A 12,068-nucleotide genomic window follows, 5' to 3' on the forward strand; every position below is an offset into this window, starting at 1 on the left:
GCGGACCACCCCGGTGCCCGGATGAGGCAGGCTTGTCCCCGTGCCCGAACCCGAAACCAGTAAGCCCGACGCCGCCGCGCGCCCCGTCCACCCGCATGCCGCGACGCTGAAGCGGCTGGAGCAGTCCTCCGGCAGTCTCGCCGCGCAGGCCATCGCGCGCATGGACGAGACCCTGCCCTGGTACCGGGCGATGCCACCGGAGAACCGGTCCTGGATCGGGCTGGTCGCCCAGGCGGGTATCGCCGCGTTCACCGAGTGGTTCCGGCGTCCGGACGCCCCGCAGGCCATCTCCACCGACGTCTTCGGCACGGCGCCGCGCGAGCTGACCCGGGCGATCACGCTGCGGCAGACCGTGGAGATGGTGCGCACCACGATCGAGGTCATGGAGTCGGCCATCGACGAGGTGGCCGCCCCGGGCGACGAGTCGATCCTCCGTGAGGCGCTCCTCGTCTACGCGCGGGAGATCGCCTTCGCGACCGCCCAGGTGTACGCGCAGGCCGCCGAGGCACGGGGTGCCTGGGACGCGCGCCTGGAGTCGCTGGTGGTGAACGCCGTGCTCAGCGGGGAGGCCGACGAGGGGGCGGTGTCGCGGGCCGCCGCCCTGGGGTGGAACTCGCCGGAACACGTGTGCGTGGTGCTGGGGACCGCGCCGGACGGCGACTCGGAGCTGACGGTGGAGGCGATCCGGCGGGCCGCCCGGCACGCCAAGCTGCAGGTGCTGACCGGGGTGCTCGGTCACCGGCTGGTGGTGATCGCGGGCGGCAGCGACAATCCGCTCGCCGTCGCGAAGTCGCTGATCGGCCCGTACGCGGCCGGTCCGGTCGTGGCGGGCCCGGTGGTGCCGGACCTGCTGGCGGCCACCCGCTCCGCGCAGGCCGCGGCGGCCGGACTCAAGGCGTGCGCCGCCTGGCAGGACGCTCCGCGCCCGGTGCTGGCCGACGATCTGCTGCCGGAACGCGCCATGGCCGGAGACCCGTCCGCCCGCGAGCAGTTGGTGGAGGAGATCTACAGACCGCTGGAGGAGGCCGGGGCCGCTCTGCTGGAGACGCTGAGCGTCTATCTGGAGCAGGCGAGCAGTCTGGAGGGCGCCGCGCGGATGCTGTTCGTTCACCCCAACACCGTGCGGTACCGGCTCCGACGTGTGACGGACGTCACCGGTTGGTCACCCTCCGATGTACGCTCTGCGTTCACACTGCGGATCGCCCTGATCCTGGGGCGTCTGGCCGATGGCGATCTTCAGTCATAGTCTTTTGTCGGGGCTCCACAAAAGCCCCTCGTGTTCTTCGTCCTTGTCCTCACGGGCGGCCCCGGCCGTCCCCAAGAGAGAGTGTGAGAGTGCTCGTACTCGTCGCTCCCGGCCAGGGCGCTCAGACGCCCGGCTTCCTGACTGAATGGCTCGACCTGCCCGGTGCCGCGGACCGCGTCGCCGGCTGGTCCGACGCCATCGGACTCGACCTCGCCCACTACGGCACGAAGGCCGACGCCGACGCGATCCGCGACACGGCCGTCGCCCAGCCGCTGCTGGTGGCGGCCGGGCTGCTGTCCGCGTCGGCGCTCGGCGAGCTGTCGGACGTCCGGCCCGGAGCGGTCGCCGGTCACAGCGTCGGTGAGATCACCGCCGCCGCCTTCGCAGGCGTGCTGGACGACACCGCGGCGCTGTCGCTGGTCCGCAAGCGGGGCCTGGCCATGGCGGACGCGGCCGCGATCACCGAGACGGGCATGGCGGCGCTGCTCGGCGGCGACCCCGACACCACCGTGGCGCACCTGGAGAAGCTGGGGCTGACCCCGGCGAACATCAACGGCGCCGGCCAGATCGTGGCGGCCGGCACCAAGGAGCAGCTGGCCGCGCTGGAGGCGGACAAGCCCGAGGGCGTCCGCCGGGTCGTGATGCTCCAGGTCGCCGGCGCGTTCCACACCCACCACATGGGCCCTGCCGTCGACACGCTGGCGAAGGCCGCCGAGGCCCTCACGCCGGGCGACCCGAAGGTCACCTACGTGTCGAACAAGGACGGCCGTGCGGTCGCGACCGGCGACGAGGTGCTCCAGCGCCTGGTCGGGCAGGTGGCGAACCCGGTCCGCTGGGACCTGTGCATGGAGACCTTCAAGGAGCTCGGGGTCACCGCGCTGCTGGAGGTCTGCCCCGGCGGCACCCTGACCGGGCTGGCCAAGCGCGCCCTGCCGGGTGTGAAGACGCTGGCCCTGAAGACCCCCGCCGACCTCGACGCGGCCCGCGAGCTCATCGCCGAGCACGCCGCCTGACCGCCCTAAGGAGCCCCGCATGGCGAAGATCAAGCCCGGCAAGGGCGCCCCGTACGCGCGCATCCTCGGCGTGGGCGGCTACCGGCCCACGCGCGTGGTGCCCAACGAGGTGATCCTGGAGACGATCGACTCCTCCGACGAGTGGATCCGTTCGCGCTCCGGCATCGAGACCCGGCACTGGGCGTCGCCGGAGGAGACTGTCGCGGCGATGTCGGTCGAGGCGTCCGGCAAGGCCATCGCCGACGCCGGCATCAGCGCCGGCCAGATCGGCGCCGTCGTCGTCTCCACCGTGTCCCACTTCGCCCAGACCCCGGCAGTCGCCACCGAGATCGCGGACAAGCTGGGCACGGACAAGGCCGCCGCCTTCGACATCTCGGCGGGCTGCGCGGGCTTCGGCTACGGACTCACCCTCGCCAAGGGCATGGTCGTCGAGGGATCCGCGGAGTACGTGCTGGTCATCGGCGTGGAGCGGCTCAGCGACCTGACCGACCTGGAGGACCGGGCCACGGCCTTCCTGTTCGGTGACGGCGCGGGCGCCGTGGTGGTCGGCCCCTCGCAGGAGCCGGCGATCGGCCCGACGGTGTGGGGTTCGGAGGGCGACAAGTCCGAGACCATCAAGCAGACCGTCCCATGGGACCGGTACAGGGTCGGCGACGTCTCCGAACTCCCCCTGGACAGCGAGGGGAACGTCAAGTTCCCGGCGATCACCCAGGAGGGCCAGGCGGTGTTCCGCTGGGCCGTGTTCGAGATGGCGAAGGTCGCGCAGCAGGCGCTGGACGCGGCCGGCATCAGCCCGGACGAACTGGACGTCTTCATCCCGCACCAGGCCAACGTGCGGATCATCGACTCGATGGTGAAGACCCTGAAGCTGCCGGAGCACGTCACGGTCGCCCGTGACATCCGCACCACCGGCAACACCTCGGCCGCCTCGATCCCGCTCGCGATGGAGCGGCTCCTGGCGACCGGAGAGGCGAAGAGCGGCGACACCGCGCTCGTCATCGGCTTCGGGGCGGGTCTCGTGTACGCCGCTACGGTCGTTACCCTCCCCTAGGCACTCCGTGCCGGATCACCCGGTCCGGTACGGGAACCGCAACACCTGCCGCTGACGCGGCGGGCGCCACACCCTCTGGAATCACTGCGAAGGAGCGCCATCATGGCCGCCACTCAGGAAGAGATCGTCGCCGGTCTCGCGGAGATCGTGAACGAGATCGCCGGCATCCCGGTTGAGGACGTCCAGCTGGACAAGTCCTTCACCGACGACCTGGACGTCGACTCGCTGTCCATGGTCGAGGTCGTCGTCGCCGCCGAAGAGCGTTTCGACGTCAAGATCCCCGACGACGACGTCAAGAACCTCAAGACGGTCGGCGACGCGACCGAGTACATCCTCAAGCACCAGGCCTGAGCCCTGCTTGGGCCGGGAGCCCCCGGCCCCGCCACCCGGCGGTGGCGCCGTACGAATCCTCGTAGATCCGTTGGAGAAAGAATTCCGATGAGCCCGACCAATCGCACCGTGGTCGTCACCGGTATCGGCGCAACCACACCGCTGGGTGGCGACGCAGCCTCGACCTGGGAGGGCCTGGTCGCCGGACGTTCCGGCGTCAAGCCCCTGGAGCAGGAGTGGGCCGCCGAGCAGGCGGTCCGTATCGCGGCCCCGGTGGCCGTGGAGCCCACCGAGGTCATCCCCCGGCCGCAGGCCCGCCGCCTGGACCGCTCGGCGCAGTTCGCGCTGGTCGCGGCCAAGGAGGCGTGGGCCGACGCCGGTTACGAAGCGCCGGCCGGTGAGGACCCCAAGGTCGACCCGGACCGGCTGGGCGCGGTCATCGCCTCCGGCATCGGCGGCGTGACGACCCTGCTGGACCAGTACGACGTGCTGAAGGAGAAGGGCGTCCGCCGCGTCTCCCCGCACACCGTCCCCATGCTGATGCCGAACGGCCCCTCGGCGAACGTGGGCCTGGCCGTGGGCGCCCGTGCGGGCGTGCACACGCCGGTCTCGGCGTGCGCGTCGGGTGCGGAGGCCATCGGCTACGCCATCGAGATGATCCGCACCGGCCGTGCCGACGTCGTCGTCGCGGGCGGCACGGAGGCGGCGATCCACCCGCTGCCCATCGCCGCGTTCGGCAACATGATGGCGATGTCCAAGAACAACGACGACCCCGAGGGCGCCTCGCGCCCCTACGACGTCGCCCGGGACGGCTTCGTGCTCGGTGAGGGCGCGGGCGTCATCGTCCTGGAGTCGGCCGAGCACGCCGCCGCGCGCGGCGCCCGCGTCTACGCGGAGGCCGTCGGCCAGGGCATCTCCGCCGACTCGCACGACATCGTGCAGCCGGAGCCGGAGGGGCGGGGCATCTCGCACGCCCTGCAGAGCCTGCTGGATCGCACCGACCTGGACCCGGCGGAGATCGTGCACGTCAACGCGCACGCGACGTCGACGCCGGCCGGGGACATCGCCGAGCTCAAGGCGCTGCGGAAGGTGTTCGGCGACGACGCGGACCACATGGCGGTGTCCGCGACGAAGTCGATGACCGGGCACCTGCTGGGTGGTGCGGGCGGTGTGGAGTCGGTGGCGACGGTGCTCGCGCTGTACCACCGGGTGGCTCCGCCGACGATCAACGTGGAGAACCTCGACCCCGAGGCGGCCGCGAACGCGGATGTCGTGCGGGGGGAGGCGCGGAAGCTGCCGGTGGACGGGCGGATCGCTGCGCTGAACGATTCGTTCGGGTTCGGGGGGCACAACGTGGTGTTGGCGTTCCGCACCGTGTGACTGCCGTCGGCTTGGTGGGTGGGGTTTCGCTCCCGGTTTGGGGCGGGGCCCCATCTGTCGTTGCTGAGCTGTGCGCGGTTCCTCGCACCCCTGGGGGGTTGACGTTTCCCGTCGGGTGCGGGGGGTTGTTGCCTTGTGCGCGGTTCCTCGCGCCCCTGGGGGCTGGCGTTTTCCGTCCAGTGCGGGGGGTTGTCGCTCTGTGCGCGGTTCCCCGCGCCCCTGAGAGCGTGACGTAACCCGTCCAGTGCTGGTGTTGCTGAGCTGTGCGCGGTTCCCCGCGCCCCTGGGAGGTTGACGTTTCCCGTCCAGTGCCGGGGTTGATGCCTTGTGCGCGGTTCCCCGCGCCCCTGGAGGGTTGACGTTTTCCGTCCAGTGCGGGGGGGTGCTGCTCCGTGGGCGGTTCTGCGCGACCCTGGGGGGCTGCGCTGTGGGGGTGGGTCAGACGACCTGGTGGAGCCAGCGGACGGGGGCTCCTTCGCCGGCGTGGCGGAAGGGTTCGAGTTCGTCGTCCCAGGGCTTGCCGAGGAGCTTGGCGATCTCGGCCTCGAGGTCGGTCTCGCCGGTCGTGGAGCGCAGGAGGGCGGCGCGCAGGCGGTCCTCGGGGATGAGGATGTCGCCGTGGATGCCGGTGACCGCGTGGAAAATGCCCAGGTCGGGGGTGCAGCTGTAGCGCTCGCCCTCGGCGCCGGGGCTGGGCTCGGCGGTGACCTCGAAGCGCAGCATCTGCCAGCCGCGCAGCGCGGAGGCCAGCTTGGAGGCGGTGGCGGCCTGGCCCTGCCAGGAGAACTCCGAGCGCCAGGTGCCGGGGGCGGCCGGCTGGCGGATCCAGTCGAGGCTGACGCGCGTGCCGAGCACCCCGGCGACGGCCCACTCGACGTGCGGGCACAGCGCGCGCGGCGCGGAGTGCACGTACAGAACTCCACGTGTCGTCACCGGAACCTCCGGACAGAGCGGGACATCTTGTAGGCGGGCGGAACGGCCGTGACCGGGGCGGCCACGTTGATGGCGAGGCTACCGTGCGTCGGCGCAAGGAGTGTGACGTACCGTCGGTCCGGCCGCCCGGAAACACCCGCCATTCACCCGGCAGGACGCCTGTACGGGTGGGTGTCGTTGCCTCCGTCCGGGTGGGAACCCTGTGTCGTTGCCGCGAGTTGGGAACGATGGGGGGACCACACGTCCGCGGCGCGGCAGGCCCGCGCGGTGACACGACCGGATCACGGCGACACGCGGGGAGGCGGCCGGAATGGAGCAGGGCAGGCGACGGCGCGGGGGGCGCGCGCGGGCCGTCCTGGCCGCGGTGGCGGCCGCCGTGCTGGGCGTGGCGGGCTGCGACGCCGTGGGGGGTGACGCCCCGGCACCGTCCGGCTCGGGGGCGCAGCGGGGGAGCCCGGCGCCGAGCCCCACGCCCCTGTGGGACACCAGCCCGGCGTCCGTGGCGGCCGTCGGTGACTCCATCACCACCGGTTTCGACGCCTGCGGGGTGCTGACGGACTGCCCGGAGGTGTCGTGGGCGACGGGGGACAGTGAGCGGGTGGACAGTCTCGCCGTGCGGCTGCTGGGCCGGGCGGGGGCCGCCGGGCGGAGCTGGAACTACGCGGTGACGGGCGCGCGGATGGCGGACCTGCCCGGGCAGATCGACCGGGCGGTGCGGCGGTCCCCGCAGCTGGTGACGGTGATGGTGGGGGCGAACGACGCCTGCCGGGCCACCCCGGCCGCCATGACCCCCGTCGAGGAGTTCCGCGCCGACTTCGAGGACGCGATGCGCCGCCTGCGCACCGCGCTGCCGAAGACGCAGGTGTACGTGGCGAGCGTGCCGGACCTGAAGCGGCTGTGGTCGCAGGGGCGGACCAGCGTGATGGGCAAGCAGGTGTGGAAGCTGGGCATCTGCCCGTCGATGCTGGGCGATCCGGACGCGCTCGACGCGGCGGCGGTCCAGCGCCGGGAGGCGGTGCGGGAGCGGGTGGAGGACTACAACCGGGTGCTGGCGGAGGTGTGCGCCGAGGACCGCCGGTGCCGTGACGACGGCGGCGCGGTGTACGAGTACCGCTTCGGCACCCGGCAGTTGAGCCGCTGGGACTTCTTCCATCCGAGCGTCGACGGCCAGGCCAGGCTCGCGGAGATCGCCCACCGCGCGGTCACGGCGAAGGAACCCGTCACCTAATGTTCCGCACATGAACGAACTCTTCGGCACACTTCCCGACGGCACCCCCGTCCACCGCTGGACCCTGGAGCGGGCCGGGACCCGGGTCCGGGTCCTGTCCTACGGCGGCATCGTGCAGGACGTCGAGGTACCGGACCGTGCGGGCCGGGCGGGCAGCGTGGTGCTGGGGTTCCCCGGCCCGGAGGGCTATCTCGAGCACCGGGGTCTGTTCCTCGGGGCGGTGATCGGGCGGTACGCCAACCGGATCGGCGGCGCCCGCTTCGAGCTGGACGGGCGGACGCACACGCTCACCCCCAGCGAGGGACCGCATGCGCTGCACGGCGGCGAGGGCGGCTTCGACCGGCGGACGTGGGAGGTGACGCCGGTGGAGCACGGGCTGCGCCTCACCCGGGTCAGCCCGGACGGCGAGGAGGGCTTCCCCGGCCGGCTGGAGGCGGCGGTGACGTACACGCTGGACGAGCGGGGCGCGCTGCGCATCGGCTACGAGGCGGTCACGGACGCGCCGACGGTGGTGAACCTGACCAGCCACTCGTACTGGAACCTGGCCGGCTCCGGAAGCGCCGGCGGGCACGAACTGCGGCTCGCCGCCTCCCGGTTCACCCCGGTCGACGACGGTCTGATCCCGACCGGTGAGCTGCGGGACGTCACCGGTACCCGCTTCGACTTCCGCCGGCCGCGGCCGGCCGGTTCCGGCTACGACCACAACTTCGTGCTCGACAAGGGGGTGACGGCCGCGGCGGAGGAGGTCGCCGAGCTGTACGACCCGGCCTCGGGGCGGGTGCTGACGGTGTCGACGACCGAGCCGGGGATGCAGGTGTACACGGCGGACCACCTGGGCGGTCCCTTCTCCCCCGGTGAGGGCGTCGCGCTGGAGACGCAGCACTTCCCCGACTCCCCGAACCGGCCGGACTTCCCGAGCACGGTGCTGCGGCCGGGCGAGGTGTACCGCTCGGAGACGGTGTACGCGTTCTCCGTGCGGTGACGGCGGCGGGCGGGACAGCATTGAGCCCCGGTCCGGGGTCAGGGTCCCGGACCGGGGCTGCTCATATGGCTACCACCCGGATCAGACGCTAATCCTCGAGGTGACCCCGGGTTACCCGATCAGTGCTCGGGGCCGGGATCCCGTACGAACCCTTCACAAACGAACGGCTTCCCCCCGCCCCCGGGACCGCCACGGCCCGCACCGGCCCGCACCGGCCACGCTCCGGCACCATGGCGTCGGCCACTTCCGTCACGCGATACTGCGCCCCTCCGGCATCACGTACGTACCCCACGACGACGGAAAGGCCCCCACCCCCGTGAGACTGCTTCCTGTGCGCGCCGGTGTGCTCGGACTGGCGCTGCTGACCGCTGTCGCCACCCCCGCCACCGCCGCTCCCGCCGCTCCCGCGCCCGCTGGGCGGGCCGCCGCCGGGAGCGGCGCCCTCTCCCCCACTGTCGAGGAACAGCGCCTGGACCGGGCGGCGCCCCGGGAGATACTGCGCCGCTCCGGATTCGACGACGTGGCGCCGGACTTCGCGCGGGCGCTCGACCGGGCACGCTCCGTCCCGCAGGCCCGGAGGGCGGTGCTGCGCCACGGCGGTGCGCTGTGGCGCCGGGCGGTGGACCGGGTGCAGGGCCGCGGCCCGGCGGGCGGCGACCTGAGCCGCGACGACGACCGGCCGCTGTACTGGGCGCGGCTCGGGATGACCCGACAACTGCGCACGTGGAAGCCGCGGTTCGCGCTCGGCGAGCAGGAGCGGGCCCGGCTGATCGGGGAGCTGGAGCGGTCCTCGCGCGGCCAGGACGCGATCCGCTACCCGCACGGCAAGGGCCTCAAGCGGGTGCTGGTCACCGGGTTCGACCCGTTCACGCTGGACCGGGACGTGCGGATCTCCAATCCGTCCGGGGCGGCGGCGCTCGCCCTGGACGGCACGGTGATCGACACGGCGGCCGGTCCTGCGCGGATCGAGACGGCCGTCTTCCCGGTGCGCTGGCGGGACTTCGGGGACGGCGCCGTGGAGCGGGCGCTGCGGCCGCACCTGCCGCGGACCGACCTGTTCACCACCGTCAGCCAGGGCCGCGTGGGCCGGTTCGACGTGGAGCGCACCAACGGGGCCTGGCGGGGCGGCTTCCCCGACAACGACAACGTCTCGCGCACGGAGACCGTCCCGGTGGACGACCCGGCCACGCAGCCACAGTGGACGACGACGACCCTGCCGTACGCGGACCTCGTGGCCGCGGACACCGGGCGGTGGCCGGTGTACGACAACACGAGCGTGACCGAGATACCGGCGGGTGCCACGCGGCCGGTGGAGCGGCCGGACGGGCCGACGCCCGGCTCGAAGGCACGAGCCGGGGGCGGCGGCGACTACCTGTCGAACGAGATCGCCTACCGGGCGACGCTGCTGCGGGATCGCCTCGGGCTGCACGGCACTCTGCCGGGCGGGCATCTGCACACGCCGGTGCTGGAGTTCGGGGCGGGGAACACCGATCCGGCGACGGGGGCGGTCACCGACCCGGGGTTCGTGCGGAACCGGCTGGACATCGTGGCGCAGGTGCGGTCGCTCGTGGCGGTGGCTTTGGGCGCGTCGGAGCGTTCCGGTGGCCCGCGGGGCGGGGCGGACACCCGCGGCTGAGACGCGCCGGCCGCCCGCCGGCCGCCCGCCTGGAGGGTTCCCGGCGGGCGGCCGGCGCGGTGGGGCGCGGGTTCAGGACGTGAGGGGGCTGTCCGGGCGCGGGCTCAGGACGTGAGGGGGGGCCGTCCGGGCGCGGGCTCAGGACGTAAGGCCGCCGTCCAGGGCGCGGGCTCAAGACGTGACGGGGGCTCCGTCCAGGGCGCGGGCTCAGGACGTAAGACCGCCGTCCAGGCTCGGGTTTACGACGTAAGACCGCCGCCCGGGGCCGCCCGGGCTCAGGACGTGAGGTCGCCGTCCGCGCTCGGGGCCGGCTCGGTGCGGCCGGTGCCCTCCTCGTCGATCTCCTCGCCGCTCAGCTCGCGTGCCATGAGGGTGGCCCCGGCGACCGCGCCCGGCATGAGGAACACCGCCACGAAGGGCACCAGGAAGGCCAGCCCCAGCGGTGTCCCGAAGCCCCAGACGAGCCGTTTGCGGGTCCGCAGGAGGGCGAGCCGGTCCCGCAGTTCCACACCGCGCCGCTGGAGCGCGACCGCGGTGAGCTCCTCGGTGAGGAAGAAGCCGGTGACGAAGAACCCGACGACGGGGACGACGGTCTGGCCGACGACCGGGATGAAACCGAGCGCGAACAGCAGCACCGCCCACAGCAGGGCCCGCGCGATGATCCGCAGGCTGTCGCGGGCGGAGATCCACAGCTCCCGCATCAGCGGCAGGTCCGACTCGGGGGCGGTGCCGTCGGGCGACACGTCGCGGTCCACCTTCTCGGAGAGGCTCTCGTAGAAGGGCTGCCCGACGAGCAGGGTCATCGCGGTGAAGGTGAGGACGGACAGCAGCAGGGCGAGGGCGAACAGCACGGCGGTGAGGAAGCCGCGGAACAGGCCCTGCCAGGGGCTCGACCAGTCGTCGGCGAAGGGCGTCGCCCAGCCGACGGCGTCCTGGCCCCAAAGCGCGAGCGCGACGAGCGCCGCCGCGTACAGCACCAGGGTGATGAGCCCCGGCAGCAGCCCGAAACCGTACTGTTTGCCGTGCCGGGCCACCCATCGCTGGCCCCTCAGCAGATATCCGAAACCCACCCCGAGATCGCGCATGGGGGCACTGTATCCGGCCCGTGCGCGCGGCCGCGGGGCGCCGTTGAGTCGAACGGGCCCGCCCCGCCGTACCGCTTCCAGGGGGAGCCCATCGGCGGCCGTTCTGTTGAGGAGGGCGCATGATCCAGGAGATCCATGGCACCGTGGCCGACGGTTTCGAGGCGGTCCGGGAGGAGTTCGCGGCGTTCGCGGCCGGGGAACGGCCGGACCACGAGAGTCAGTTGTGCGTCCATGTGCACGGCCGCAGGGTCGTCGACCTGTGGACCGGGGGCATCGGCCCGCACACCCTCTACGGGGTCCACGAGGCCACCCAGGGCGCCGTGTTCCTGGTGGTGGCGGTCCTCGTGCAGGACGGCACCCTGGAGCTGGACCGCAAGGTCACCTACTACTGGCCGGAGTTCGCCGCCGAGGGCAAGGGCGGGCTGACGCTGCGCGACCTGGTCGCCCACCGCGCGGGCGTGGTCGGCACGGACACCGGCTTCACCCTCGCGGAGCTGGCCGACGACCGCGCGCTGGCTGAACGGCTCGCCGACCAGCGGCCGTTCTGGCGGCCCGGCGCGGCCTGCGGCTCCCATCCCCTCGTCATCGGGGCGCTGGTCGGCGAGGTGGTCCGCCGCGCCACCGGGCACCGGCTCCAGGAGGTGTACGAGGACCGGGTCCGGATGCCGTACGGGCTGGACCTCCACCTGGGTCTGCCGGCGGCACAGGAGCCCCGGTTCCGTGCGACGCAGCCCATGGCGCCGACCCCCGCGCAGCAGGTGCGGCTGGACGCGCTGGCCACCGGGCCGCACACCCTGGAGTCGATCGCCCTCAACCGCCACGCCGACGGGGCGGTCGATCCGGCGCTGCTGCCCAACGAGCGGCTGGTCCGCGCCGCCGGCCCGGCGTCGGCGGGCGGTATCGCCTCGGCCCGCGGCCTGGCCGGGCTGTACGCGGCGGCGATCAGCGGGACGGGGGAGCACGAGCCGCTGCTGAAGGCGGACACGATCGCGGAGGTCGGTCAGCTGCACGCGGCCGGCCTCGACCCGGTGACCGGCGGCCACGCGGCGTACGGGCTCGGGTTCGAGGCCGTCGCGGACGTCCGGTACCGCTTCCTGGGCGCGGGTGCCTTCGGGCACGGCGGGGTGGCGGGCGCCCTGGGCCTCGCCGACCCGCGCAGCGGCCTGGCCTACGGCTGCACCCGG

11 protein-coding genes are annotated in these 12,068 nt (G+C 73.2%); 9 read left to right on the plus strand and 2 right to left on the minus strand.

The window, feature by feature from the left end; translation table 11 throughout:
- The first annotated feature begins 40 nt into the window (after positions 1 to 40).
- From fasR to fabF, 5 genes are all read left to right on the plus strand, one after another.
- On the plus strand, positions 41 to 1,246 hold the full coding sequence (fasR, locus tag G3I53_RS13660; RefSeq protein ID WP_164338952.1) for a fatty acid biosynthesis transcriptional regulator FasR: 1,206 nt from the start codon (positions 41 to 43) through the stop codon (positions 1,244 to 1,246).
- An 89-nt stretch (positions 1,247 to 1,335) separates the two neighbouring features.
- On the plus strand, positions 1,336 to 2,259 hold the full coding sequence (locus G3I53_RS13665) for an ACP S-malonyltransferase (RefSeq protein WP_164338951.1): 924 nt from the start codon (positions 1,336 to 1,338) through the stop codon (positions 2,257 to 2,259).
- A 19-nt stretch (positions 2,260 to 2,278) separates the two neighbouring features.
- Entirely contained in the window at positions 2,279 to 3,310 is a 1,032-nt protein-coding gene (locus tag G3I53_RS13670) for a ketoacyl-ACP synthase III (RefSeq protein WP_164338950.1), read from the plus strand.
- A gap of 102 nt (positions 3,311 to 3,412) precedes the next feature.
- Positions 3,413 to 3,661 carry an acyl carrier protein gene (locus tag G3I53_RS13675; protein ID WP_004988657.1) on the plus strand — a complete coding sequence of 83 codons (249 nt, stop codon included), beginning with the start codon at positions 3,413 to 3,415 and terminating at the stop codon, positions 3,659 to 3,661.
- A gap of 87 nt (positions 3,662 to 3,748) precedes the next feature.
- Entirely contained in the window at positions 3,749 to 5,020 is a 1,272-nt protein-coding gene (gene fabF / locus G3I53_RS13680) for a beta-ketoacyl-ACP synthase II (protein WP_164338949.1), read from the plus strand.
- Between the two features lie 438 nt (positions 5,021 to 5,458).
- Here fabF and G3I53_RS13685 read toward each other — a convergent pair whose 3' ends face one another.
- Positions 5,459 to 5,953, minus strand: a complete 495-nt coding sequence (locus G3I53_RS13685; RefSeq protein ID WP_164338948.1) for a DUF3145 domain-containing protein — start codon at positions 5,951 to 5,953, stop codon at positions 5,459 to 5,461.
- 310 nt (positions 5,954 to 6,263) lie between these two features.
- Between G3I53_RS13685 and G3I53_RS13690 the strand changes: the two genes are divergently transcribed.
- The 3 genes from G3I53_RS13690 to G3I53_RS13700 all read left to right on the plus strand — a co-directional run bounded on the left by G3I53_RS13690 (position 6,264) and on the right by G3I53_RS13700 (position 9,799).
- Positions 6,264 to 7,181, plus strand: coding sequence for an SGNH/GDSL hydrolase family protein (locus G3I53_RS13690; RefSeq protein ID WP_164438379.1), 918 nt, complete (start codon positions 6,264 to 6,266; stop codon positions 7,179 to 7,181).
- A gap of 10 nt (positions 7,182 to 7,191) precedes the next feature.
- On the plus strand, positions 7,192 to 8,163 hold the full coding sequence (locus G3I53_RS13695) for an aldose epimerase family protein (RefSeq protein ID WP_164338443.1): 972 nt from the start codon (positions 7,192 to 7,194) through the stop codon (positions 8,161 to 8,163).
- A gap of 316 nt (positions 8,164 to 8,479) precedes the next feature.
- On the plus strand, positions 8,480 to 9,799 hold the full coding sequence (locus G3I53_RS13700) for a pyroglutamyl peptidase (protein WP_164438380.1): 1,320 nt from the start codon (positions 8,480 to 8,482) through the stop codon (positions 9,797 to 9,799).
- Between the two features lie 275 nt (positions 9,800 to 10,074).
- Here the strand turns inward: G3I53_RS13700 and G3I53_RS13705 are convergent, their stop codons facing one another.
- Entirely contained in the window at positions 10,075 to 10,884 is an 810-nt protein-coding gene (locus tag G3I53_RS13705; protein ID WP_164337893.1) for an EI24 domain-containing protein, read from the minus strand.
- A 119-nt stretch (positions 10,885 to 11,003) separates the two neighbouring features.
- On the opposite strand from G3I53_RS13705, the gene G3I53_RS13710 reads away from it, so the two are divergent.
- The coding region (locus G3I53_RS13710; protein ID WP_164438381.1) for a serine hydrolase domain-containing protein at positions 11,004 to 12,068 on the plus strand (1,065 nt) is incomplete at its 3' end.

This window comes from Streptomyces sp. SID14436 (assembly GCF_010548465.1).
Lineage (GTDB): Bacteria > Actinomycetota > Actinomycetes > Streptomycetales > Streptomycetaceae > Streptomyces.